This is a genomic window from Oceanimonas aquatica (assembly GCF_030732065.1).
Lineage (GTDB): Bacteria > Pseudomonadota > Gammaproteobacteria > Enterobacterales > Aeromonadaceae > Oceanimonas.
In genome coordinates this window covers 14320-38687 of the sequence record NZ_JAVBHX010000010.1, presented here as the reverse complement: position 1 = coordinate 38687, position 24368 = coordinate 14320, and the positions used below count along the sequence as shown (strand labels likewise).

Genomic DNA, 24368 nt, shown 5'->3' with positions numbered 1-24368 from the left:
GGTGTGCTCCTTAAACTGTGAGTTAACGCTTACAGACTGGCCAGCAGTATCTGGCGGCAGTGCGCGGGAGTGACATCGCCGTGTTCGCCCAGGGCCACCATGCCGTGGGCTTGCAGGCTGTTGATAATGTCGTCGATGTGTTCAGCGCCCAGGCCGTAGTCACCGAGGCGGGTCCTGACGCCCATTGCTTCAAAAAAGTCGCGGGTATGCTCAATGGCGGCCTCGGCCTTGTCGTTGTCGCTGCCTTCATGAATATTCCAGATCCGTTCCGCGTACTGCACCAGCTTGCCGAGTTTGCTTGCTTTGCGCTGACGCAGCATCTCCGGCAGCACCACCGCCAGGGTCTGGGCATGATCTAGGTTGTGCTGGGCGGTCAGCTCATGACCCAGCATATGGGAAGCCCAGTCCTGAGGCACGCCGGCACCAATCAGGCCGTTTAATGCCAGGGTGGCGGTCCACATCAGGCTGGCGCGGGTCGGGTAGTCTTGCGGCTCGTTCAGCGCCCTCGGACCGATCTCGAGCAGGGTTTGCAGCAGGCCCTCGGCAAAGCGGTCCTGCACCGGGGCCTGGGCCGGGTAAGTCAGGTACTGCTCCACCACATGCACAAAGGCATCGACCACGCCATTGGCCACCTGACGGGCAGGCAGGGTGTAGGTCTTGACCGGATCCAGCACCGAAAAGCGCGGATATACCAGCTCGCTTTTGAAGGGCAGTTTGGCCTGCAGCGACTTGCGGGTGATCACCGAGCCCTGGTTCATCTCGGATCCGGTAGCCGGCAGGGTCAGTACGGTACCAAAGGGCAGGGCCCGTTTGATGTTGTTCCCCATGCTGGTGAGGATTCCCCAGGGATCGCCTTCAAACAGGGCAGCAGCGGCCACGAACTTGGTGCCATCGATCACGGATCCGCCGCCAACGGCCAGCAAAAAGTCGATCTGGTTGCGGCGCACCAGCGCCACCGCCTCCATCAGGGTTTCAAAGCTGGGATTGGGCTCTATGTCGCCGAACAGCTGTACTTCACGTTCACCCAGGGCGGCGGTCACTTCATCCAGGGTGCCGGTGCGGCGGGCACTTTCGCCACCAAACAGCACCAGCACCCGGGCGTCGGCCGGCACCAGCTGATCCAGGCTGGCAATTTTGCCGGCACCAAATTCGATACGGGTCGGATTGTAAAAGCTGAAATCCTGCATGAGTTATCCTCGTTTTATTGCAATGTGAATGCATGAGTAGACCAGTCGTCTAGTGGGTTGGTCTGAAAAAGCCCGCTGCCATGGCGGGCTGGATTATTTCATCGTCAGTGAGGCATCAGCAGCTGCCGGGTCAGGAACATGGCCTGATTCATGTGTGCATCATCCCGGTGCAGCTTGGTCAGCAGGCTGGCACCCAGCCACAGCTGATAAAGGGTGGTGGCCAGCAGGGCCGGCTTTGTTGCTGCCGGCAGCGAGCCATCGGCAACACCGGCGGCAATGCAGCCCTGAATACGGCCAATGACCTTGTCGGTGCCGGCTTTCAGTGTCAGACGCATGGCTTCAGACAAGTCTGCAACCTCGGCGCTGAGCTTGACCACCAGACAGTCGCTGCGGCCCTGCGGGCTGCAATAGCGACGCTGCCATTCTTCCCAGTAGCCCATCAGCCGCTCGCGGCCGTTCAGCCCGGTCCGGCCGAACAACTCATCCAGCTCGAGAAGATACTGGCTGAAATAGTCCTCCAGCAAGGCCTGGCCAAACTGCTCCTTCGATTTGAAATAGTGGTAGAAGGAGCCCTTGGGCACACCTGCCTGCTGCAGCAGGGCACTGAGCCCCACCGAGCTGAAGCCCCGGGCGGCGAGGATCTCGCGACCGGTATCAAGCAGATGCTGGCGAGTGTCTTGATGTTTGGTATTCATGGGCAACATGCTACCCCATGACTAGACCGATCGTCTAGTCATGGTTTGGGGGCTTTTTTTGCCTTTACCCGGTCAGTGCTATGCCCTGCTCAGGCTGAACTTCTGCACCAGCCGGTGCAGGCCGTCGGCCAGGGACTCCAGCTCTTGTGAGGCGGATGACGTATGGCGGGCACTGCCGGCCACTTCATCCGACATGCGGTCAATGCCTGCGAGGCTGCCGTTCAGCTCCGCCGCAACTGCACTCTGCTGCTCGGTGGCAGTGGCGATCTGCAGGTTCATTTCCGTCATGCGGGCCACCGCCTCGCTGATGTGCTGCAGGGAGTCGGCCGCGTGGCGGGCTTCTTTGGCACCCCCCTCGATGATCTGCTGGCTGTTGTCCATGGCCTGGGTCACCGCTTCCGCCTGTTGTTGCAGGCTGCCAATGGTCTGGTTGATTTCCTCAATAGACTGCTGGGTCCGTTGTGCCAGGTTGCGTACTTCCTCGGCCACCACCGCAAAGCCCCGTCCCGATTCTCCGGCCCGGGCCGCTTCAATGGCGGCGTTGAGTGCCAGCAGGTTGGTCTGCTCGGCAATGTCGCTGATTACCCGAGACACCACACCGATGCGGGCGCTGTCTTCCTTCAGGGCCAGGGCCAGCGCGCCGGCCTGACCGATTTCTCTGGCCGCCATTTCCACCTGACGGCTGGAGTTCAGCACCACCCGGTTGCTCTGTTCGGTCTGCTCTGCTGCTTCGCGGGCGGCACCGGCGGCATTCTGGGTGTTGCCGGCCACATCGCGGAAGGTAGCTTCCAGCTGGTGCATGGCGCTGGCAATGCGGGCAATTTCCTGCTGCTGGTCGTCCAGCGCCGTGGATGACTGTGACGACATTTGCCGCAGCTGCACGGTGGCCCCGCCCAGGCCGTCGAGGCTTGCGGAGATCTCCTGCACCAGATTGCGTATGCCGGCCTGCATGGCGATAAAGTCATCGGCGGCCTTGCCCAGCTCATCCTGGGAGAAATGACGGCGATCGAGATCTTCACCGAGCAGGCCGTTCCTGACTCTGTCCATCTGAGCGTTGAGCCGGGCCAGGGGCAGACGAATGCGTCGGTTGATGATGATGCCCATGGTCAGCATAAAGCCGGCCAGCAGCAGGCACAGAACGATTACCAGCGTGCTAATGTTGTCGATCACCGCCGACTCCCGATCCTTGATGGCTTTTGCCTCGGCAGCTATCTGCTGCTGAGTCTCGCCAAGCAGGGCAACGATGGCATCGAAGGGGGCCAGCATGTTGGTCAGCATCTTGACCCGGGCCGCCGCTATGTTGCCGGCGTCGATCAGCCGCAGATAGTCATTCTGCATGTCCTGATAGTCGCTGATACGGCGGCGAAAGTCGTCGATAAAGGCGTGCACCTCGGCGCTGCTGGCCTGCTGCTGCATGGCCGAGAGGTAGCGTTCCACCTGCTGATCGTTGTGATTGATTTTGGCGAGGATCTCTACATGTTCGCGCCGGTCTGTGGTCAGACCGTAGTCGAGGGCAAAGCGACGGTAGGTGACGGTGCTGTAGCGCAGGTTGGAGATGGTCTGCAGCAGGCTGATATTGCGTTCTACTATGCCGTCCATCTGCCGTTGTATGCCCTGCATCGACAGGTAGATATACAGGCTGAAGGCCAGGACCGCCAGCAGCATGGCGCCGAAGGAAGCGGTCAGCAGTGTCTTGATGGATAAACGAGTGAACATGTTCTTGACTCTCGAAATGGTGGTTCGGGAAGTATAAGTAAAGGTTATTTAGAGTTATATTCTATATAACCTTTTTAATTGATAGGTTTTGGGAATCAATGTGTTGGGAGGCCGATCAGCCCGTGTGGCGCAGACTGGTGACAATTGTCGAAAATGTTCGGCCAGCTGATCGATAAGCCATATGGACGCCTCCCGGCAAGTTTACTTCCCGATACAGAACGACGAGAAAATCCTTCCCAGCAGGTCATCGGAGGTGAATTCACCAGTGATCTGGCTGAGCTGCTCCTGGGCCAGGCGCAGCTCTTCCGCCACCAGCTCGCCGGCCATGTACACCTCCAGCTGCTCCCTGGCCATGATCAGGTGCTGGTCGGCGTGGTGCAGGGCGTCCAGGTGGCGCTGGCGGGCGCTGAAGCCGCCTTCGCCGCCGCCCTGATAGCCCATGCAGTCCTTCAGGTGCTCCTTGAGTGCTTCCACCCCTTCGCCGGTGCGGGCGGAGATGGGATACACAGGATGCTCGCCGTCGCTGGCCACGGTCAGCGCCTCGCCGGTGAGATCCGCCTTGTTACGCACCACGGTGAGGCCGATATGGGCCGGCAGCCGGTCGATAAAGTCGGGCCAGATGTCTTTCGGGTGCAGCGCCGAGGTGGTGGTGCCGTCCACCATAAACAGAATGCGATCGGCCTGTTCGATCTCGGCCCAGGCCCGCTCGATACCGATGCGTTCCACCGCATCGCTGGCCTCGCGCAGGCCGGCGGTGTCGATGATGTGCAGGGGCATGCCGTCGAGGTGAATGTATTCCCGCAGCACGTCCCGGGTGGTGCCGGCAATGTCGGTGACAATGGCCGATTCCTTGCCGGCCAGGGCGTTGAGCAGACTGGACTTGCCGGCGTTGGGGCGGCCGGCGATCACCACCTTCATGCCCTCGCGCATGATGGCGCCCTGGCGCGCTTCCCGCTGCACCTCGGTGAGCCGGTCCATGATGCCGTAGAGCTCGCCGGCAATCTTGCCGTCTGAGAGAAAGTCGACCTCCTCGTCGGGAAAGTCGATGGCGGCTTCCACATAGATGCGCAGGTGAGTGAGTGCTTCCACCAGGCCGTGTACCCGGGTGGAGAACTCGCCCTGCAGCGACTGCAGCGCCGAACGGGCCGCCTGCTCGCTGGAGGCTTCAATCAGATCGGCAATGGCCTCGGCCTGGGCCAGGTCCAGCTTGTCGTTGAGAAAGGCACGCTCGCTGAACTCACCGGCCCGGGCGGGGCGCAGGCCGGGCAGGGCCAGAATGCGGCGCACCAGCATGTCCAGCACCACGGGGCCGCCGTGGCCCTGCAGCTCGAGTACGTCTTCGCCGGTAAAGCTGTTGGGGCCCTTGAACAGCAGGGCAATGCCCTGATCCAGCACGGTGCCCTGTTCGTCCCTGAACGGCAGATAGTCGGCATAGCGCACTTTGGGTACCCGGCCCAGCACGGCCTGAGCCACGGCTTCGGCCTGAGGGCCGGAGACGCGAATAATGCCGACGCCGCCGCGTCCGGGGGCGGTGGCCTGAGCGACTATGGTGTCGTTGGACATGGGTTCTGTTACTCCGGAATTAGCTGTTCGGTTCAGTATGGCGGTGATGTCCGCCAATAAAAAAGGCGGCCTTCAGGCCGCCCAGTGTATTGCGTTAACGTCGCTCAGGCCAGTGGCCTCAGGACGTGGCCTTGCCGTGCAGGCCCTTTTTCTCCAGCTGGCGGAAGATATACCACTGCTGGGAGATGGTGACCACGTTGCTCACCAGCCAGTACAGGGTCAGACCGGCGGGGAACCACAGGAAGAAGAAGGTAAAGATGATCGGCATGAACTGCATCACCTTCTGCTGCATCGGATCGGTGACCGTGGTCGGGCTCATCTTCTGGATCATGAACATGCTGGCACCCATCAGAATGGGCAGCACGAAGTAGGGATCCCGTACCGACAGGTCGTCAATCCACAGGAAGAAGGGGGCGTGGCGCAGCTCAACGGATTCCATCAGCACCCAGTACAGGGAGATGAAGATGGGCATCTGAATGAGGATGGGCAGACAGCCGCCGAGCGGGTTGACCTTTTCCTTCTTGTACAGCTCCATCATGCCCTGAGACATCTTCTGGCGGTCGTCGCCGTAGCGCTCGCGCAGGGCCAGCAGCTTGGGCTGCAGCATGCGCATCTTGGCCATGGAGGTGTACTGGGCCTTGGTCAGCGGATACATGATGCCGCGCACCACAAAGGTGGTCAGCACGATGGCCAGACCCCAGTTGACCACAAAGCTTTGCAGGAATTGCAGCAGCTTGAACAGCGGCTGGGCGATAAACCACAGCCAGCCGTAGTCCACGGTCAGATCCAGGTTGGGGGCGACCACGGCCATTTCGTCCTGCAGTTTGGGACCCAGCCACAGTTTGGCGGACAGGCTCTGCTCGGCACCCGGAGCTACGGTAGTGACCGGTGCCTTGAAGCCGATGATGCCCTGGCCCTGACCGTTCAGGAAGCGGGTGTACAGCTGGTTCTCGCCATTTTCCGGGGCCACCCAGGCAGACACAAAATAGTGCTGCAGCATGCCGACCCAGCCGCCTTCGGTGGTCTGATTCAGGTTGGCTTCACGTACGTCACTGAAGTCGTACTTGCTGTAGCGGGTCTCGCTGGAAGAGTAGGCCGGGCCGCGGTAGGCGGAGGCCATCAGCATGCTGCCGCCATCGCCCTCAGGGTGGGTTTCACTCTGCTTGAGCTGGGCGTAAAGCTGGGCCTGGACCGGCTTGTCGCTGCCGTTGCGAATGTCGTAGTTCACACCCACCACGTAGCGGCCGCGCTCCAAGGTAAAGGTTTTGGTGAAGGTGACACCGTCGGCGTTGGTGAAGGTCAGCGGTACACTCAGGCTGTCTTCACCTTCGGCCAGCCGATAGCTTTTCTGCTCGGCCCGGTACAGGGGGCGGCCGTCGGCGCTGGCGTCGGGACCATCACGGCCGATCAGGCCGCTCTGGGCCACGTTGACGAAGTTGGCGCCGTTGCTCAGCAGCACGAACTTGTCGTCGGAGTTGAGCTCGTCGTCATGTTCCAGCAATTCGCCGCGCACTATGTCGCCGCCCTGGGTGTCGATGGTCAGCTCCAGAGTATCGGAGACGATGGTCACCAGCTGGCGGCTGGACGCCACGGGGGCATCGGCGGGCACTTCGCCACCGGCCTGGTCCGACTCGGGAATAAAGCTGTCATCGCCCGTGCTGGTCTGGGTGCTTTGCTGCGCCGTTTCTGGCTGGGGCGCCTTATCCGTCTGCCACTGTTGCCAGATGAGAAAGCTCACCAGCAGCAGCGCAATAACAAGTATGTTGCGTTGGGATTCCATAGTGTCAGTTTCTTCGCTTTGTCGGGACCGGATCGTGGCCGCTTGGACCTAAAGGGTGGCATTTTAATAGACGTTTGATAGTTAACCAACCGCCTTTTGCAAAACCGTGGAGCTGAATGGCTTCAATAGCGTATTGAGAGCAGGTAGGAGTGAAGCGACACCTGGGGCCGAGCAGGGGACTGATAACCAGCTGATAGAGCCTGACCAGGCCTATGCCGAGTCTTTGCAACGGCGAGAGAGGGTGCGCCATAGCCTTTCCAGCAGCTCGAACAACTCGTCGTTGGGCACGTCTCCGATGCCTTTCTTGGCGATCACCACAATATCGACCGCAGGCAGCTTGTGCTGCTTGAGGCGAAAGGATTCGCGCGCTACCCGTTTTACCCGGTTGCGCCAGACGGCACGCTTGAGGGCTTTTTTGGGCACGGCAAGACCAAGTCGTGGATGTTCCAGACCGTTGGGTTTGGCCAGCAGGGTGATATGAGGAGAGGCGGCTCTGACGGGGTTGTCGAAGACGTTTTTGAATTGAGCGGGAGTTAACAGACGTAACTCCCGTGAAAAGGCATGCCGGGCCATTAGGCGCTCAGACGGGCACGACCTTTGGCGCGACGAGCACGCAGTACCTTGCGACCACCGGCAGTGGCCTTGCGAGCACGGAAACCGTGGCTGCGCTTGCGCTTCAGATTTGAAGGTTGAAAAGTGCGTTTCATTGTTATTACCGCTTCAGTTAACTGTACAGTTTGACCGCCATGACGAAGTGCCGAGCACTCACCGAGACGACCCATATAAAAGAGGCCGAATTCTAAACAGTTAAGTGCGTGTCGTCAATCGACATGGCATGAATACCGAGCCGGCGCCTTTGCATGCATGGCAGACCGGATCGATCCCGGATCCGAAAGGATCGCGGGGCTGGCATTATACGCGTGCCAGCGGGCTTGGCAACCACCACCGGTGCCGGCCTCAGCCGGTGGGCAGCACCTTGCGCAAAAAGGCGCGGGTGCGCGGATCCTGCGGCTTGGTGAGCAGCTCACCGGGTGGCCCCTGCTCCACGATGCGGCCGCCATCCATAAAGATAACCCGGTCGGCCACGTCCCGTGCAAAGCCGATTTCGTGGGTCACCACCACCATGGTCTGGTGCGCCAGCGCCAGCTTTTTCATCAGCCCCAGCACCTCGTCCACCCATTCCGGATCCAGCGCCGAGGTGGGCTCGTCAAACAGCATTACCTTGGCGTGGCTGGCCATGGCCCGGCCAATGCCCACCCGCTGTTGCTGACCGCCGGACAGCGACGACGGATAGGCGCCGGCCTTGTCCTCCAGGCCGATGTCGCCAAGAATGCGCAGGGCTTCCGCCTGGGCCTCGGCCTTCGGCTTTTTCCAGACGGTGATCAGCCCCTCGGCGATGTTGTCGCGGGCGGTCTTGTTGGCGAACAGGGCATAGTTCTGAAACACGAAGGAGGTGCGCTTGCGCAGCTCAATGGCCTGCTTGCCGCTGTGTTTGGCCAGGTCGATGGCAAAGCCGTCGATCTCCAGGCTGCCCGCTTCGGGCGTTTCCAGCAGGTTGAGACAGCGCAACAGGGTGGATTTGCCGGTGCCCGAGGGCCCCAGGATCACCACGATTTCACCCTTGTTGATGTCCAGGCTGATGTCGTTCAGTACCGTCTGGCCGTGATAGACCTTGGTCAGATTGCGTAATTTGATCATGGTACCTCGGTCAGTAAGCCGCATTCAGGCGGCGTTCCAGCCGGCCCTGCAGGTGGGTAAAGAACACCACCACCGCCCAGTAGATCAGCGCCACCGCAATGAAGGACTCAAAAAACTTGAAGCTGCTCGAGGCTTCCTTCTGGGCCGTGGCCATGATCTCGGCGACCCCCAGGGTAAAGGCCAGTGAGGTGCTCTTGATCATGTCGATAAAGTAGTTCATCAGCGAGGGCGTGGCGATGCGCGCGGCCTGGGGCAGGATAATGCGTTTCATGGCCTGGCCCCGGGTCATGCCGATGCTCATGGCCGCTTCCATCTGGCTTTTGTGAATGCCCAGAATGGCGGCGCGAATCGACTCGGCCATGTAGGCGGCAAAGTGCAGGGTCAGGCCCACCACGGCGGCGGTAAAGGCATTCATGCCAATGAAAACAGGAAAAATCTGGGGCAGGCCGTAATACAGCAGAAACAGCTGTACCAGCAGCGGCGTGCCGCGAAAGAAGGAAATAAACAGCCGGGCCAGGGCGTTCAGTCCCGGCAGCTCAAAGGTTCTGATCACCGCCAGGGTGCCGGCGATGATCAGCGCAAGTACAAAGCCCAGCAGCGCCATTTCCATGGTGGTGCCCAGATATCTGAACAGAATGGGAAACAGCGCCAGGGTGTAGTCGAGATCGAACTGCATGCTTAGTTACTGGTGATGTCGGCGTTCAGCCATTTTTCGGAAATGGCCTTGAGGGTGCCGTCGGCACGCATGTCGGCCAGCGCCTGGTTCACCTCGGCCAGCAGCGCCTGCTGCTCGGGCTTTTTCACAAAGGGAAAGGCGTTTTCCAGGGTTTCAAAGGGCTTGCCCGCCAGTTGCAGCGGCAGGCCGGCCTCGTTGATCAGCTGGGCAGAGCCGACTCTGTCCATCACGAAGGCATCAATCCGGCCCAGAGCCACGTCCTGCTCCAGGTTGGTTTCGTAGGTGATGATGTCGATCTCGTTGTTGGTGTCCTGCTTGCGCATCAGCTGCTCGAAGTTGGAGCCCAGGTTGACCGCCACCTTTTTGCCCTTGAGATCGTCCAGGCCCTGAATGCTGTCGTTGCCTTTACGTACCACGATCTGCGCGCCGTCATACACATAAGGATCGGCGAAGTCGTACTTTTCCAGGCGCTCGGGAGTGATGGTGATCTGGTTGGAAATGGTGTCGATGCGGCCGGTGTCGAGCATGCCGAACAGACCCGAGAAGTTGGTGGTTACAAACTCCACATCCCGGCCGATGCGGGTGCCGATCTCGTTCCACACATCCACTTCAAAGCCCTGCAGTTCGTCCTGCTTGACGAAGGTAAAGGGAAAATAGCGGCCCGACATGCCTACCTTGACCGGATCGGCGGCCATGGCGGGGGCGATGAGGGTGGCGGACAGGGCCAGGACGGCGCCCAGACGACGAAGGGATGCAAACATGATAACTCTCCTTATTATGAGCCCGGACGAAAGCAACTGCGTCCGGCATCATTACAGCATAAATGACGGTGGTCTTTTTATACCAGCCGGAGCCATGAGGCCAGTGTTTTACAGGTAACCCGCTCGAAAAACAGGCTGAGTGAAGGTGAGCGCCGAAAAAACGGACACCCTTGAAGGTAAGGACTTACTCCGGCAGCAGCCAGCGCATAAACTGGCGGGCGGCCACCGAAGCATGGCGGTGGCTCGGCTCCAGCAGGCATAAATAGCCTTGGCTGGGCATGCTGTCGGGCAGGGCCTGTACCAGGGCGCCTTCACTCAGATAAGGCTCAAGCAGCCGCTCCCAGCCAAGGGTAATGCCCTGGCCGGCCAGGGCCGCCTGCATCAGCAGCAGGTAGCTATTGGCCTTGAGGGTGTGCGCCGGGGTGTGCCAGGGCTGCTCAATGCCGGCAAACCAGTCCTGCCAGGTGAGCCAGTCGTGGTAGTGATCTTCCAGCTCCAGCAGGGTGTGCTGCGCCAGCATTTGCTGTGGTCCGGTAATGGGGCCGTTTTGTTGCAGGTAAGCCTTACTGCACAGGGCGATCACCCGCTCCGGGCCAAACACCGGCCGAATGTTAACCCCTTCCGGCTCCCGCTCACCGGGCAGCAGGTAATAGAGCGCCAGATCAAACTCGCTGGCGTCAAGCCGGCGCGGATCTTCGGCGGTGAGAATACGAATGTCCAGCTGCGGACAGGCCCGTTTCAGCTCGGGCAGCCGGCGGGTCAGCCACATGGAGGCCACGGTGGGGCTGGACGCCAGGGTCAGCTGCAAACTGCCCTGACGCCGGGTCAGCTCGGCGGTGCCGCTGGCCAGCTCCCGCAGCAGGCCCTGCACCAGCTCAAAATAGCGTTCGCCCGCCGGGGTCAGCGCCACGCCAAGGGCGTCGCGCATAAACAGTGGCCGGCCCAGGCACTCCTCCAGCCGCTTGATTTGCCGGCTGATGGCGCTTTGGGTCAGGTTGAGTTCGGCGGCGGCCTGGGTAAAGCTGCGGCGGCGTGCCGCCGCCTCAAAGGCCTGCAGGCAGTTGAGGGGCGGCAGTGGCGAGATACGTTGAGACATGGCGGTGCGGGCAAGGCTGGTAAATACAGTCATTACTCTACTCCCGCCAGTTTGTGATGGCTACTGAGCCTGTCGCGGAATGCGATATTCCCAGTGCTTGTCGTTAAAGGGCTCGTCGTTGAGCCAGGCCTGCTGATGGGCGGTGAGGTAGTAGTAGTGTTCGTCACCCGTCATGCTGAGGGTGCTTTCCACCCGCACCTGCCAGTCGTCCCGGCCGGCCCGGTACAGCCACTCAATGTCGGCCTGGGTGGCGTCGGGATCATAAGGCCGGGTGCGGTATTGCTCGGTGGCCTTTTGCTCCACCCAGAAACCGTGGTCGAGAAAGCGGTAGGTGCCCATGTCGTCGTCCACCCGCAGACAGACCTCACCGCTGGCCACGTCCTCGGTAATGGTACGCTTGGGGGCGGGCTTGCGCAGGTAGTCCATGTTTACCGGCTGCGCCGACTCGGGCCGTTCGAACGGATTGTCGATGGTCTCACCGTTAAATACCGGCAGCAGCAGCTGCTGGGCGCCGGGCGCCAGAGTCAGGGTGGTCAGCTTGCGGCTCGGCCACAGCAGCGGGAAATGGGCGGTGGAAATGGCCACCCGCAGCCGGTGACCGGCGGGAATTTTGTAACCCATGTTGTCGAGCACCACCTCGAAGTCCATGTGCTCGCCCGGTACCGGCGGCGTGTAGTCGGCGCGGTCGTGACGCAGGCTCAGGTTGAGGGTGCCGTAGCTGACCAGGGTGGCACGACCGTCGGGGGCCACGTCGCAGAGGCGCACCGTCACCTGGCCACAGTCCTGATCCACGGCACCGGTCAGCCGCACTCTGGGGTTGCCCAGCAGCGGCAGCGGCTCGGCCAGCGGCGCGCTGTCAAAGCACAGTGACTGGGCATCGTCCCGGCGCTGATCGGTGGGAAAGTCCGGGCCGAACCAGATGGCGCAGTATTCGCCGCCGTGCACGCCCGTGGTCAGTGGCGAGCAAATGGAGGCCGCCTTGGTCAGCGAGTGCTCACCCTCGCGCAGGCCGCCGTCGGCCAGGCTGAAGGTCTTGTGGCTGACCTCGCGGGCGGGCCAGGCGTCGGTCTGCACCCAGTCACCGGCGCGGTGGGCGGCCATGGCCACCGGCGGCTGCGCCTCCTGCAAATAGAAGGTGCACTCGGGCTCGTTCATGATGCCGGTGTCGATGTCCTTGAGCCAGTGATCCCACCAGCGCAGCGCTTCCTGCAAAAAGCCGATGGCCGGATCGGGAATGGCGAAGTGAGGGTACTTGTGGATCCAGGGGCCAATCAGCGCCTTTTTCGGGCAGGTCAGATTTTCCATCATGCGCACCGGGGTGTTGCGGTAGGCATCGCCCCAGCCACCGATACAGTACACCGCCGCTTCAATGTCGGCATAATCCTCGCAGACGGAGCCGTGCTGCCAGTAGTCGTCCCGGGTGCCGTGTTCCACCCAGGGGTGGGCCATCAGCGGCATGTTTTCCAGCCTGTATTTCCAGCGATCCAGCCAGTCGTCGCCCACCAGTCGCGGGTCGGGCACGGCGGCGGAAAAGCTCAGCATGGTGGCGGCCCAGCCCAGGTTTTCCAGCAGCAGGTTGCCGCCCTTGAAGTGCACGTCGTCGGCGTAGCGGTCGTCGGTGGAGCAGATGGTGATGATCGCCTTCAGCGGCTCGGGCCGCCGCGCCGCCAGTTGCAGGCTGTTAAAGCCGCCCCAGGAGATGCCCATCATGCCCAGTTTGCCGCTGCACCAGGGCTGGCGGCTGATCCAGTCGATCACCTCAAGGGCGTCATCCTGCTCCTGCTGGAGGTATTCATCCAGCATCAGGCCGTCGGATTCGCCATTGCCGCGAATGTCCACCCGCACGCAGGCATAGCCGTGACCCGCCAGATAGGGGTGGGTGAGGGCATCGCGCACCGCGGTGCCGTCGAGCTTGCGGTAGGGCAGGTACTCCAGAATGGCGGGCACCGGGTTCTGCTCGGCGTCTTCCGGCAGCCAGATGCGGGCCGCCAGCCGAGTGCCGTCCTTCAGCGGGATCAGGGTGTGCCCGATTTCGCGTACTCGATGGGGAAATTCATGCTTGATGTGCATTGGCCGGAATTCCTTCGCTGGTGGATGAATGAATGTTGCCCTGCTCATGAGCGGCGGCCGGTTGGCCGGCGAGCGTGACCAGAGCCGGATTTGACAGCCAGCGCCACAGCGAGGCGCTGGCCAGCAGAATGATGAACATGGCGGGCAGGCCGCCCAGGTTGGACAGCATCTTGACGCCGTCGATGCCCACAAAGGACACCATCACCCAGGAGACGGTGCCGATCACCGTGCCCCACAGCACCTTGATGCCCAGACCGCTGTCGAGATCGCTGTCGGCGGTCAGGCCTTGAGTGCACAGGCCGCCAATGGCGTCGGTGTTGGAGTCGGCGGCGGTGACGTAAGAGATAAAGGCGATAAACAGCAGCAGCACTATCATGATGTTGCTGCCCGGCAGCTGCCCAAAGATGTGATAGAGCACATGCTCCACGCCCTTGTTGTTAAGCACTTCGTTAAGGCCGGCGGCCTGCTGCATGTCGAGGTAAATGGCGGTGCCGGAGAAGATGCAGATCCACAGGATGGCAAACAGCGCCGGGTACACCAGGTTGATGTGAATGAACTCGCGCACCGTATAACCCCGGGCGATCTTGCCCAGGAACAGGGCGGTCACCGGGGCCCAGGCGAACCATACCGCCCAGTAAAAGATGCTCCACCACTGGGGCCAGGGATCGCCGGCGGCGGCGCCGGTAAACAGGCTGCGGGAGAAAAAGGTGTCCAGGTACAGGCCCAGGGACTCGGTACCCAGGGCGATCATGAACACACTGGGGCCAAAGCAGAACATGAACACGCCCAGGAACAGCAGCAGCCAGGCGTTAAGCGCCGACATACGGGCAATGCCTTTTTTCAGGCCGCTGGCGGCGGAGAACACAAAGGTGGCCACGATCAGCGCAATGATCACCCCCAGACGAAACGGGCTGGTGTCGCCGCCCAGGTACTGACCGGCGCCACCGGCCAGAGTGAGGGCGCCGGTGCCCAGGGACGACGCCATGCCGGCCACCAGCGCATACAAGGCGATGGCGTCGATCACGCTGCCAAAGCGGCGGGTCAGGCGCGGACCCAGCATCGGCTCCAGCATGCTGCCGATGGAAAAGCGCTTGCGCTGGTTATAGAAGGCCAGGGCGAACACCAGCGATGGAATGGTGTAGATGGCGTAGGGAGTAAAGGACCAGTGCAAAAACATGGTGGCCATGGCAAAGCGGGCCGCCTCGGGCGAGCCGGCGTCCAGCCCGGCGCTTTCGGGCGGGCCAAACAGATGATACAGGGGCTCGGCCGTGGTCCAGAACAGTACGCCCACCGCCAGGGTGGTGCACAGGGTAATGGAAAACCAGCGCCAGCGGCTCAGCAGGGGCGTGGCCTGGTCGCCGCCGATGCGAATGCGGCCCAGGGGCGAGAAGTACACCACCACCGCCAGCACCAGCAGGTAAAGGCTGCCCAGGCTGAACAGCCAGGAGAAATTATCGAGAATGGCGCCGTTCAGCGACTTGGTGGTGGCGAGAAAGGTGTCCATATCCAGGTAGCTGGCTACCAGGGCGCCGAGCAGCAGCAAAAAGGTCGGCCAGAACACCAGGGGCCGTATATTGGTCATTAACATAAAGAATCACTCCTTGACGGGATACTGCATATCCTGTTGATTCTGTTCAAAATAGAGTCAAACGGGCTGGAAAACCGGCAACTATTTCAACATTCAGGCTCAGTGTGCAGAGTCGGCCTTTATGGCTCAAATGACATATGATCATGGGGCCATGCTCATGGAGCATTTATGTATTCATTAGAATCTTGCTTAAAGGATCCGGAAGCGATGCCGGATCCTTTGTTCACCCACCGGTATACAAAATGTGCGTAGCTTGTTTATAAAAGTGAGGATCCTGTGCATCAGGGTGTGACTTACTCACAGAAGTCAAGGATCATATTTTCCAGGATCGGCATGATCCGGCTAGAGATCCGCGAGGCTGGCAAGTAGAATGTCCACCCCCTAGATTGATCCCTTTTGCTTCAGGAGTTCGAATGAGCGCTATGCTTTGGCAGCAGTGTCTTGCCCGGCTACAGGACGAATTGCCTTCCGCGGAATTCAGCATGTGGATCCGGCCGCTGCAGGCAGAGCAGGGCGACGAGACCCTGACCCTGTTCGCCCCCAACCGTTTTGTGCTCGACTGGGTGCGCGACAAGTACCTGATCCGCATTAACGGACTGTTGGGCGAGTTTTGCGGCAATCAGTGCCCCCAGCTCAAGTTTGAGGTGGGCAACAAGCGCGCTCAGGTCAACCTGATGGCCAGCAGTGCCAGCCAGGGCAATGGCAGCAGCAAACCCCAGCCCCGGCCCCAGGTGGTGCCGTCCTGGAGTGAACAGGAAGCACAACAACCGCGGATCAATCACAAGAGCAACATGAACACCAACTACACCTTTGACAACTTTGTTGAAGGTAAGTCGAACCAGCTGGCCCGGGCCGCCGCCCGCCAGGTGGCCGACAACCCGGGTGGCGCCTATAACCCGCTGTTTCTTTACGGCGGCACCGGTCTGGGCAAGACCCACCTGCTGCATGCGGTGGGCAACGGCATTCGCGAGCGCAAGGCCGACGCCCGGGTCATTTACATGCACTCCGAGCGCTTTGTGCAGGACATGGTGAAGGCGCTGCAGAATAACGCCATCGAGGAATTCAAGCGTTACTACCGCAGCGTGGATGCCCTGCTGATCGACGACATTCAGTTCTTTGCCAACAAGGAGCGCTCCCAGGAGGAGTTTTTCCATACCTTTAATGCCCTGCTGGAAGGCAATCAACAGATCATTCTGACCTCGGATCGTTATCCCAAGGAGATCGACGGGGTTGAGGATCGCCTCAAGTCCCGCTTTGGCTGGGGCCTGACGGTGGCGATCGAGCCGCCGGAGCTGGAAACCCGGGTGGCGATCCTGATGCGCAAGGCCGCCGAGAACAAGATCCACCTGCCCGACGAAGTGGCTTTCTTTATTGCCAAGCGGCTGCGATCCAATGTGCGCGAGCTGGAAGGGGCGCTGAACCGGGTGATTGCCAACGCCAACTTCACCGGTCGCTCCATCAATATCGACTTTGTGCGCGAGGCGTTGCGGGACCTGCTGGCCCTGCAGGAAAAGCTGGTCACCATCGACAACATTCAGAAAACGGTGGCCGAGTATTACAAGATCAAGGTGGCGGACTTGTTATCCAAGCGCCGCTCCCGCTCCGTGGCCCGGCCGCGCCAGCTGGCCATGGCCCTGGCCAAGGAGCTGACCAACCATTCGCTGCCGGAAATCGGCGATGCCTTTGGCGGCCGGGATCACACCACGGTACTGCACGCCTGTCGCAAAATTGGCCAGCTGCGGGAAGAGAGTCATGATATAAAGGAAGATTATTCCAACCTGATTCGAACCCTGTCTTCCTGATCGGAGAGCCCCATGCAGTTTACCATCAGCCGCGAAGCCCTGTTGCGCCCCCTGCAACTGGTATCCAGTGCCCTGGGAGGCCGGCCCAACCTGCCGATCCTCAACAACATTCTGCTGAGCGTCGGCGACGATGCCCTGTCGATGACCGGCACCGATACCGAAGTGGAAATGGTGGCCCGGGTGCCGCTGGAAGGGGCGGTCACCGCCGGCCGCACGACCGTGCCGGCGCGCAAGCTTCTGGATATCTGTCGCGGTCTGCCCGACGGCGCCGAGCTGACCTTCAGCCAGGAAGGGGATCGTCTGCTGCTGCGCTCCGGTCGTAGCCGCTTTAATCTCTCCACCCTGCCGGCGGAAGACTTTCCCAATATCGAGGAATGGTCGTCCGAGCTGGAGTTCGACATCAACCAGCTGGCACTGAAGAAGCTGATTGAGGCCACCCAGTTTTCCATGGCCATTCAGGACGTGCGCTATTACCTCAACGGCATGCTGTTTGAGACCGATGGTCACAGCCTGCGCACCGTGTCCACTGATGGCCATCGTCTGGCCACCTGCCGGCGCGAGCTGGAGCAGGAACTGCCGGCCCAGCAGGTGATAGTGCCGCGCAAGGGCGTGCTGGAACTGGCCAAGCTGCTGGAGCACGAAGATCAGGATGTGCGCCTGCAGGTGGGCAAGAACAACCTGCGCGCCGTCACTCAGGGCTTTATCTTTACCTCCAAGCTGGTGGACGGCCGTTTTCCCGATTACCGCCGGGTGCTGCCCCGGGAAAGCGACAAGACCCTGATCTGCGATCGGGAAGGGCTCAAGCAGGCCTTTACCCGGGCGGCCATTCTGTCCAACGAGAAGTTCCGTGGTGTGCGCCTCAACCTGCAGGATCAGACCCTGAAGATCACCGCCAACAACCCGGAGCAGGAAGAGGCGGAAGAGGTACTGGACGTCAACTATCAGGGCAGCGATCTGGAGATTGGCTTTAATGTCTCCTACGTGCTCGATGTACTCGGCACCCTCAAGTCGGAACAGGTCAAGATCAGCCTGAAGGACGCCAGCAGCAGCGGGCTGATTGAAGCCGAAGACAACGGTGATGCCCTTTACGTGGTGATGCCCATGCGGCTGTAACATGGCCCTGCTCAACCTTCAGCTCAAGGATTTCCGCAATATTCGCCATGCCCGGCTGGTGCCGGCATCGGGCATCAATGCGCTGGTCGGGCCCAATGGCAGCGGCAAGACCAGCATTCTGGAAGCCATTCATTACCTCGGCGTTGGCCGCTCCTTTCGTACCCATCTCACCGGCCGGGTGATCCAGCAGGGGGAGCAGGCCTTTACCCTGTTTGCCCGGGTACAGGGTGAAAGTGAGGAAGGCCTGCCGGTGGGGCTGTCCAAAACCCGGGGCGGCGACACCCGGCTCAAGGTAGCGGGCCGGGTGGCCGAGCGACTGGCCGATCTGGCGCACATTCTGCCCATTCAGTTGATCCACCCGGAAGGGTATAATCTGTTGACCGGCGGACCCAAGTTGCGGCGTGCCTATCTGGACTGGGGGCTGTTTTATTCCCGGCCTGAGTTTTTTGCCGCCTGGGGTCGTTTTCGACGTTTGCTCAAGCAGCGTAACGCCCTGTTGCGGCAACAGCGGCCGTATCGGGAGCTGGGCTACTGGGATCCGCAACTGGTGGCGGCGGGCGAGGCGCTGAGCGCCTACCGGCAGGACTATGCCGATGCCATTGCGCCCGTGGTGGCGGCCATTGCTGCCGACTTTTTGCCGGAGTTCGAGTTCAGCTTCGACTTTTTTCGCGGCTGGGACCGGCAAACCGGCCTGGCCGAGGTGCTGGAGCAGGGCTTTGAGCGGGATGCCAACCTGGGTTACACCCAGTCTGGGCCGCACAAGGCCGAGATAAGAATAAAGGCCCAGGGCATGCCGGTGCAGGATTTGCTGTCGCGCGGCCAGCTCAAGTTGCTGGTGTGCGCCATGCGTCTGGCCCAGGGGCTGTATTTAAAGCAGCAGTCCGGTCAGGACTGTATTTTTTTGATCGACGACTTTGCGTCCGAGCTGGACCAACACAAGCGGGGATTGCTGGCCGGGCGGCTAAAGGAGCTGCAGGCCCAGGTGTTTATCTCCGCCATCGACATTAACCAGCTCGGTGACATGATCACACGGGATGACAGTAAGCTGTTTCACGTGAAACAGGGTGAAATCACCGAAACCCAGGAGTGCAAGCAAGCCAATGAGTGAACACACTTACGACTCTTCGAGTATCAAGGTATTGAAAGGTCTGGATGCGGTCCGCAAGCGTCCGGGCATGTATATCGGCGACACGGATGATGGCACTGGCCTGCACCACATGGTGTTTGAGGTGGTGGACAACTCAATCGACGAGGCCCTGGCCGGCCACTGTAAAGACATAGTGGTCACCATTCATGCCGACGGCTCGGTCTCCGTATCCGATGACGGCCGGGGCATTCCCACCGACATTCACGAGGAAGAAGGCCGCTCCGCTGCCGAGGTGATCCTGACCGTACTGCATGCCGGCGGCAAGTTCGACGACAACTCCTATAAAGTATCCGGCGGTCTGCACGGGGTAGGGGTGTCGGTGGTGAACGCCCTGTCGGAAAAACTGCAGCTGACCATCTGGCGCAGCGGCAAGGTGCATGAGCAAACCTATCGCCACGGCGAGCCTCAGGCGCCGCTGACCGCCGTGGGCGATACCAGCCGCTCCGGCACCCAGATCCGTTTCTGGCCCAGCCACGAGACCTTCACCGATACCGATTTTCATTACGACATTCTGGCCAAGCGCCTGCGCGAGCTGTCCTTCCTCAACTCCGGCGTGTCCATCAAGCTGCTGGACGAGCGCGACGGCAAGGAAGTGCACTTCCAGTACGAAGGCGGCATTCAGGCCTTTGTGGAATACCTCAACCGCAACAAGACGCCAATCCATCCCAAGGCGTTTCACTTTACCAGTGAGCGGGAAGACGGTATTTCGGTGGAAGTGTCCATGCAGTGGAACGACTCCTATCAGGAGAACATCTTCTGCTTTACCAACAATATTCCCCAGCGCGACGGTGGTACTCACCTGGCCGGTTTCCGGGCAGCCCTGACCCGTACCCTGAACGGCTACATGGACAAGGAAGGCTTCAGCAAAAAAGCCAAGACTTCCGCGTCCGGTGACGATGCCCGGGAAGGCCTGACCGCGGTGATTTCGGTCAAGGTGCCGGATCCCAAGTTCTCGTCCCAGACCAAGGACAAGCTGGTGTCCTCCGAGGTGAAGACCGCGGTGGAGCAGGCCATGGCCGAACGTCTGCAGGAGTTCCTGCTGGAGAACCCCAACGACGCCAAGATCGTGGTCAACAAGATCATCGACGCGGCCCGGGCCCGGGAAGCGGCGCGCAAGGCGCGGGAAATGACTCGCCGCAAGGGCGCGCTGGATCTGGCCGGCCTGCCCGGCAAGCTGGCCGACTGCCAGGAGAAAGACCCGGCGCTGTCCGAACTCTACATAGTGGAGGGTGACTCGGCGGGCGGCTCCGCCAAGCAGGGGCGTAACCGTAAATACCAGGCCATTCTGCCGCTCAAGGGTAAGATCCTGAACGTGGAAAAGGCCCGCTTCGACAAGATGCTGTCGTCTCAGGAAGTGGCCACCCTGATCACCGCCCTGGGTTGCGGCATCGGCCGGGACGAGTACAACCCCGACAAGATGCGTTACCACCACATCATCATCATGACCGATGCGGACGTCGACGGTGCCCACATTCGTACCCTGCTGCTGACCTTCTTCTACCGGCAGATGCCGGAGATCATCGAGCGCGGTTATGTCTACATTGCCCAGCCGCCCCTGTACAAGGTGAAAAAGGGCAAGCAGGAGCAATACCTGAAAGACGAACCTGCCATGCTGCAATACCAGACCAGCCTGGCCCTGGACAATGCCACCCTGCACGTGAACGAGTCGGCCCCGGCCATCGGCGGCGGGCAGCTGGAAAAGCTGGTGAACGACTACCGCAAGGTACAGGAGCTGATCCAGCGCTTGTCCCGCCGGGCGCCGGAAATCGTGCTGAACGAGCTGATCTATCAGCCCGAGCTGAGCCTGGAAGCCCTGACCGACGAAGCGCAAGTGAACGCCTGGCTGGCGGCGATCAATGAGTCGCTGGTAGAGAGCAACACCAACGGTACCCAGTACCTTCTGGATGCGGTGTTCTCGGAAGAGCGCAACTGTCACCTGCCACGGGTGAAGGTGCGTCAGCACGGCATTGAGCGCGAGTTCCCGATCAGCTATGACTTCTTCGCCTCCGGCGAATACCGCAGCATCGTGGAGCTGGGCCAGGGCATTGCCAACCTGATCGAGGAAGGCGGTTACGTCAAGCGCGGCGAGAAGACCAAGGCCGTGTCCAGCTTTGCCGAGGCCCTGGAGTGGCTGATGAACGAGAGCAAGCGGGGCCTGTACGTACAGCGCTATAAGGGGCTGGGTGAGATGAACCCGGAACAGCTGTGGGAAACCACCATGGATCCGGGCACCCGTCGCATGCTGCGGGTCACCATTGAAGACGCCGTGGCCGCCGACCAGCTGTTCTCCACCCTGATGGGCGATCACGTGGAGCCGCGCCGCGACTTTATCGAGACCAACGCCCTGCGGGTAGCCAACCTGGATATCTGATCTCCGGTTTGTGCACCCATATCAAAGGCAGCCTGCGGGCTGCCTTTTTCATGCCTGTTGCACAGGCCCTGCCGGCTGAAGCGGCAGCTACAAGGTAACTCACACCGGGGTACTTGTAAGCCGACTAGACTGGAATAAGCCATATCCAACGATAAGGGGAGCACAATGAGCAACCACAGTCGCAAGTATTCCAGCCGGGTAGTGGATGGCACTGCCCGGGCGCCGGCGCGTGCCATGCTGCGGGCCACCGGGTTCACCGACGACGATTTCAACAAGCCTCAGGTGGGTATTGCCTCAACCTGGAGCAACCTTACTCCCTGCAATATGCATATCGATGGGTTGGCGGAGGAGGCGGCACGGGGGGCCGATGCTGCCGGCGGCAAGAGCATCATTTTTAACACCATCACCATTTCTGACGGTATCGCCAACGGCACCGAGGGTATGAAGTATTCGCTGGTGTCGCGGGAGATCATTGCCGACTCCATCGAGGCGGTGGCCGGTTGCGAAGGCTTTGATGGCCTGGTGGCCATTGGCGGTTGTGACAAAAACATGCCCGGCTGCCTGATCGGTCTGGCCCGGCTCAACCGGCCGGCGGTGTTCGTGTATGGCGGTACCATAGCGCCGGGAGCCAAGCACACCGACATTATTTCGGTATTCGAGGCGTTAGGCGCCCATGCCAAGGGCGACATGACGGCCATTGAGGTGAAGCAGATTGAAGACACCGCCATTCCCGGCCCGGGCTCCTGCGGCGGCATGTATACCGCCAATACCATGGCCTCGGCCATCGAAGTGATGGGCATGAGCCTGCCGGGCAGCTCGGCCCAGAACGCCACCTCCGACACCAAACTGCAGGACTGCCGTCACGCCGGCGAGGCGGTGCTGCAGTTGCTGAAGCACAATATACGGCCGTCCGACATCATGACTCAGGCCGCCTTTGAAAACGCCATTACCCTGGTGATTGCGCTGGGGGGCTCCACCAATGCGGTGCTGCACCTGCTGGCCATGGCCCATGCCGTGGATGTAGAGCTGACTCTGGATGATTTCACCCGCATCGGCAAGCGGGTGCCGGTGCTGGCGGACCTGCGCCCCAGCGGCCATTACATGATGTCGGAGCTGGTGGAGATCGGGGGCATACTGCCGCTGATGAAAATGCTGCTCGATGCCGGCCTGCTGCACGGCGACTGTCTTACCGTGACCGGCAAAACCCTGGCGGAGAACCTGGCCGGCGTGTCGCCATATCCGGAGCATCAAAACATCATTCACCCCCTCGATAACCCCATCAAGGCCGACAGTCACCTGCGCATTCTTCATGGCAATCTGGCCCCGGGGGGCGCCGTGGCCAAGATTACCGGCAAGGAAGGCTTAAGCTTTACCGGTCCGGCCCGAGTGTTTGATTCGGAAGAAGAAACCCTGGCGCGCATTCTCGACGGCACGGTGCAAAAGGGGGACGTGGTGGTGATCCGTTACGAAGGGCCGAAAGGCGGCCCGGGCATGCGGGAGATGCTGAGCCCCACGTCGGCCATCATGGGCCGGGGGCTGGGCAAGAGCGTGGCGCTGATCACCGACGGCCGCTTTTCCGGCGGCAGTCACGGCTTTGTGGTGGGGCATATCACGCCTGAAGCGCGTCAGGGCGGCCCGCTGGCCATAGTGGAAGACGGCGACATTATTACCATCGACGCCAGGAACAACCGGCTGGAGATGGAGCTGACCGACAGCGTCATCGCCGAGCGGCTGGCCCGCTGGCAGCCGCCCGAGCCCCGTTATCGCCGGGGCGTGCTGGCCAAATATGCCCGGACGGTAGGCTCGGCGTCTCACGGTGCCGTGACCGACGCGCACGACAACGGGCATTGAACGCTCAAAAAATTATCACTGTCGTGCTTGAAAGCGAAAAAGCCCATCCCTATATCTTTTAGTGAACAAGGCGGGTTGCTCGATTGAGGGCCCGCACCGCCCGTCCGCTTGGAGGGCAAATCAATATCGCTCACTGGAGGATAGATGTATGTCACGCTTTGATTTTTCACCCCTGTACCGCTCCGCCATCGGTTTTGATCGTCTGGCGTCCCTGATGGAAAACGCCGCCAGCAATGGCAGCAACGGCAACAGCGGTTACCCCCCCTACAATATCGAGCTGCTCAGCGAGAACCAGTACCGCATTTCCATGGCGGTGGCCGGCTTTGCCCGGGATGAGCTGGAGATCACCAGCCATGAAAACACCCTGACGGTAAAAGGTCACAAGACCCCAGAACAGCAGGGTGCCCGTAACTACCTGTATCAGGGTATTGCCGAGCGTGGCTTTGAGCGTCGCTTTCAGCTGGCCGATCACATTAAGGTGAGCGGCGCCGATATGGAAAACGGCTTGCTGCACATCGACCTGGTGCGGGAAGTACCGGAAGCCGCCAAGCCGAGAACCATCAGCATCGGCTGAGCCCGTTTTTAAAGACAACCATTGCACCCATTGACCTATTGCTTGCGATTGGAGGATAGGATTATGAGTCGTTTTGATTTAAGCCCGCTGTATCGTTCCGCCATTGGCTTTGACCGCCTGGTCGGCGATCTGGAGCATCTGCTGCACGGCAAAAGCAGTGAACAGCCACCCTATAATATCGAGAAGCAGGACGATGACCGTTACCTGATCACGGTGGCGGTGGCCGGCTTTGCCGAGAAGGAGCTGGAACTGTCGGTGGAGCAGAACACCCTGCTGGTGAAGGGCAAGCGTGAAAACGCCGGCGAAGAGCGCCGCTATCTGTATCAGGGCATCAGCGAAGGGGATTTCGAGCTCAAGTTCCGACTGGCGGATCACGTTCAGGTGAAGAATGCCAAACTGGAGCACGGCCTGCTGCGCATCAGCCTGCTAAGGGAAGTGCCCGAAGCGCTCAAGCCGCGCCGTATTGAAATCGGCGAAGGCCGCGCCCTGGAGCACAAAAGCGAATAACCCTCAGCTCGATAAAAACAACGCCGGCGCAAGCCGGCGTTGTTGTTTTCAGTGCTTACTCCCGCGAAGCATCAGTGCGGTTGCGCTCCGCCGACACGCTTCAAGTACCTCCATGTAACGCTCGAAAATGCCATCCATGGCATTTTATGGTCGGCTACGGCAATCCCCACTGC

General features: G+C 60.8%; 21 protein-coding genes. 7 read left to right on the top strand and 14 right to left on the bottom strand.

Translation table 11 applies throughout. The features are described 5' to 3' along the window. Positions 1-29: 29 nt before the first annotated feature. The 14 genes from Q9290_RS14085 to Q9290_RS14020 form a co-directional block, all read right to left on the bottom strand. Positions 30-1187 carry an iron-containing alcohol dehydrogenase gene (locus tag Q9290_RS14085; protein WP_306080283.1) on the bottom strand — a complete coding sequence of 386 codons (1158 nt, stop codon included), beginning with the start codon at positions 1185-1187 and terminating at the stop codon, positions 30-32. A 104-nt stretch (positions 1188-1291) separates the two neighbouring features. Next, on the bottom strand, positions 1292-1882 hold the full coding sequence (locus Q9290_RS14080; protein ID WP_306080282.1) for a TetR/AcrR family transcriptional regulator: 591 nt from the start codon (positions 1880-1882) through the stop codon (positions 1292-1294). Between the two features lie 78 nt (positions 1883-1960). Continuing rightward, the gene (locus Q9290_RS14075; protein WP_306080281.1) at positions 1961-3598 is read right to left on the bottom strand and encodes a methyl-accepting chemotaxis protein; all 1638 of its coding nucleotides are present in this window, start codon (positions 3596-3598) and stop codon (positions 1961-1963) included. Between the two features lie 201 nt (positions 3599-3799). Further along, positions 3800-5161, bottom strand: a complete 1362-nt coding sequence (gene mnmE, locus Q9290_RS14070) for a tRNA uridine-5-carboxymethylaminomethyl(34) synthesis GTPase MnmE (protein WP_306080280.1) — start codon at positions 5159-5161, stop codon at positions 3800-3802. A gap of 118 nt (positions 5162-5279) precedes the next feature. Beyond that, positions 5280-6941 (bottom strand): membrane protein insertase YidC, encoded by a 1662-nt coding sequence (gene yidC, locus Q9290_RS14065; protein ID WP_306080279.1) that lies wholly within the window; start codon positions 6939-6941, stop codon positions 5280-5282. A gap of 4 nt (positions 6942-6945) precedes the next feature. Next, positions 6946-7191: a membrane protein insertion efficiency factor YidD gene (gene yidD, locus Q9290_RS14060; protein WP_094201945.1), complete on the bottom strand. Its 246-nt coding sequence runs from the start codon at positions 7189-7191 to the stop codon at positions 6946-6948. Beyond that, positions 7152-7514 carry a ribonuclease P protein component gene (rnpA, locus tag Q9290_RS14055; RefSeq protein ID WP_306080278.1) on the bottom strand — a complete coding sequence of 121 codons (363 nt, stop codon included), beginning with the start codon at positions 7512-7514 and terminating at the stop codon, positions 7152-7154. The genes yidD and rnpA overlap by 40 nt, the downstream gene beginning before the upstream one ends. Beyond that, the gene (gene rpmH, locus Q9290_RS14050) at positions 7514-7648 is read right to left on the bottom strand and encodes a 50S ribosomal protein L34 (protein WP_094279321.1); all 135 of its coding nucleotides are present in this window, start codon (positions 7646-7648) and stop codon (positions 7514-7516) included. The genes rnpA and rpmH overlap by 1 nt, the downstream gene beginning before the upstream one ends. A 250-nt stretch (positions 7649-7898) precedes the next feature. Next, on the bottom strand, positions 7899-8639 hold the full coding sequence (locus Q9290_RS14045; protein WP_306080277.1) for an amino acid ABC transporter ATP-binding protein: 741 nt from the start codon (positions 8637-8639) through the stop codon (positions 7899-7901). A 10-nt stretch (positions 8640-8649) separates the two neighbouring features. Beyond that, entirely contained in the window at positions 8650-9315 is a 666-nt protein-coding gene (locus Q9290_RS14040; RefSeq protein ID WP_306080276.1) for an amino acid ABC transporter permease, read from the bottom strand. Positions 9316-9317: 2 nt separating this feature from the next. Further along, positions 9318-10010, bottom strand: coding sequence for an amino acid ABC transporter substrate-binding protein (locus Q9290_RS14035; protein ID WP_371930928.1), 693 nt, complete (start codon positions 10008-10010; stop codon positions 9318-9320). 250 nt (positions 10011-10260) lie between these two features. Beyond that, positions 10261-11205, bottom strand: coding sequence for a LysR substrate-binding domain-containing protein (locus tag Q9290_RS14030; protein WP_306080274.1), 945 nt, complete (start codon positions 11203-11205; stop codon positions 10261-10263). A gap of 27 nt (positions 11206-11232) precedes the next feature. After that, positions 11233-13242, bottom strand: a complete 2010-nt coding sequence (locus Q9290_RS14025; protein WP_306080273.1) for a CocE/NonD family hydrolase — start codon at positions 13240-13242, stop codon at positions 11233-11235. Further along, the gene (locus Q9290_RS14020; RefSeq protein ID WP_306080272.1) at positions 13226-14830 is read right to left on the bottom strand and encodes a BCCT family transporter; all 1605 of its coding nucleotides are present in this window, start codon (positions 14828-14830) and stop codon (positions 13226-13228) included. The genes Q9290_RS14025 and Q9290_RS14020 overlap by 17 nt, the downstream gene beginning before the upstream one ends. 413 nt (positions 14831-15243) lie before the next feature. Here Q9290_RS14020 and dnaA point away from each other — a divergent pair, with 413 nt between their 5' ends. From dnaA to Q9290_RS13985, 7 genes are all read left to right on the top strand, one after another. Then, entirely contained in the window at positions 15244-16632 is a 1389-nt protein-coding gene (gene dnaA, locus Q9290_RS14015; protein ID WP_306080271.1) for a chromosomal replication initiator protein DnaA, read from the top strand. Between the two features lie 12 nt (positions 16633-16644). Then, a complete protein-coding gene (gene dnaN, locus Q9290_RS14010; RefSeq protein WP_306080270.1) occupies positions 16645-17745 on the top strand; it encodes a DNA polymerase III subunit beta in 1101 nt (366 codons plus the stop codon). Between the two features lies 1 nt (position 17746). Beyond that, positions 17747-18853 carry a DNA replication/repair protein RecF gene (gene recF / locus Q9290_RS14005; RefSeq protein ID WP_306080269.1) on the top strand — a complete coding sequence of 369 codons (1107 nt, stop codon included), beginning with the start codon at positions 17747-17749 and terminating at the stop codon, positions 18851-18853. Continuing rightward, complete coding sequence (gene gyrB / locus Q9290_RS14000) at positions 18846-21263, top strand: DNA topoisomerase (ATP-hydrolyzing) subunit B (protein WP_306080268.1); 2418 nt, start codon at positions 18846-18848, stop codon at positions 21261-21263. Before recF ends, gyrB begins: the two co-directional genes overlap by 8 nt. 165 nt (positions 21264-21428) lie before the next feature. After that, positions 21429-23114: a dihydroxy-acid dehydratase gene (ilvD, locus tag Q9290_RS13995; RefSeq protein WP_306080267.1), complete on the top strand. Its 1686-nt coding sequence runs from the start codon at positions 21429-21431 to the stop codon at positions 23112-23114. A gap of 148 nt (positions 23115-23262) precedes the next feature. Then, entirely contained in the window at positions 23263-23688 is a 426-nt protein-coding gene (locus tag Q9290_RS13990) for an Hsp20 family protein (RefSeq protein WP_306080266.1), read from the top strand. A 63-nt stretch (positions 23689-23751) separates the two neighbouring features. Continuing rightward, entirely contained in the window at positions 23752-24195 is a 444-nt protein-coding gene (locus Q9290_RS13985; protein ID WP_306080265.1) for an Hsp20 family protein, read from the top strand. The last annotated feature ends 173 nt before the right edge of the window (positions 24196-24368 follow it).

Coding starts and splice junctions, on each gene's coding strand:
- Q9290_RS14045 (WP_306080277.1), bottom strand. CDS start 8,639: ATGATCAAATTACGCAATCTGACCAAGGTCTATCACGGCCAGACGGTA.
- yidD (WP_094201945.1), bottom strand. CDS start 7,191: ATGGCGCACCCTCTCTCGCCGTTGCAAAGACTCGGCATAGGCCTGGTC.
- rpmH (WP_094279321.1), bottom strand. CDS start 7,648: ATGAAACGCACTTTTCAACCTTCAAATCTGAAGCGCAAGCGCAGCCAC.
- yidC (WP_306080279.1), bottom strand. CDS start 6,941: ATGGAATCCCAACGCAACATACTTGTTATTGCGCTGCTGCTGGTGAGC.
- Q9290_RS13985 (WP_306080265.1), top strand. CDS start 23,752: ATGAGTCGTTTTGATTTAAGCCCGCTGTATCGTTCCGCCATTGGCTTT.
- dnaN (WP_306080270.1), top strand. CDS start 16,645: ATGCAGTTTACCATCAGCCGCGAAGCCCTGTTGCGCCCCCTGCAACTG.
- recF (WP_306080269.1), top strand. CDS start 17,747: ATGGCCCTGCTCAACCTTCAGCTCAAGGATTTCCGCAATATTCGCCAT.
- Q9290_RS14020 (WP_306080272.1), bottom strand. CDS start 14,830: ATGTTAATGACCAATATACGGCCCCTGGTGTTCTGGCCGACCTTTTTG.
- rnpA (WP_306080278.1), bottom strand. CDS start 7,514: ATGGCCCGGCATGCCTTTTCACGGGAGTTACGTCTGTTAACTCCCGCT.
- Q9290_RS14085 (WP_306080283.1), bottom strand. CDS start 1,187: ATGCAGGATTTCAGCTTTTACAATCCGACCCGTATCGAATTTGGTGCC.
- Q9290_RS14040 (WP_306080276.1), bottom strand. CDS start 9,315: ATGCAGTTCGATCTCGACTACACCCTGGCGCTGTTTCCCATTCTGTTC.
- Q9290_RS14035 (WP_371930928.1), bottom strand. CDS start 10,010: ATGGCCGCCGATCCGGTCAAGGTAGGCATGTCGGGCCGCTATTTTCCC.
- Q9290_RS14075 (WP_306080281.1), bottom strand. CDS start 3,598: ATGTTCACTCGTTTATCCATCAAGACACTGCTGACCGCTTCCTTCGGC.
- Q9290_RS14025 (WP_306080273.1), bottom strand. CDS start 13,242: ATGCACATCAAGCATGAATTTCCCCATCGAGTACGCGAAATCGGGCAC.
- ilvD (WP_306080267.1), top strand. CDS start 21,429: ATGAGCAACCACAGTCGCAAGTATTCCAGCCGGGTAGTGGATGGCACT.
- Q9290_RS14080 (WP_306080282.1), bottom strand. CDS start 1,882: ATGAATACCAAACATCAAGACACTCGCCAGCATCTGCTTGATACCGGT.
- mnmE (WP_306080280.1), bottom strand. CDS start 5,161: ATGTCCAACGACACCATAGTCGCTCAGGCCACCGCCCCCGGACGCGGC.
- Q9290_RS14030 (WP_306080274.1), bottom strand. CDS start 11,205: ATGACTGTATTTACCAGCCTTGCCCGCACCGCCATGTCTCAACGTATC.
- dnaA (WP_306080271.1), top strand. CDS start 15,244: ATGAGCGCTATGCTTTGGCAGCAGTGTCTTGCCCGGCTACAGGACGAA.
- Q9290_RS13990 (WP_306080266.1), top strand. CDS start 23,263: ATGTCACGCTTTGATTTTTCACCCCTGTACCGCTCCGCCATCGGTTTT.
- gyrB (WP_306080268.1), top strand. CDS start 18,846: ATGAGTGAACACACTTACGACTCTTCGAGTATCAAGGTATTGAAAGGT.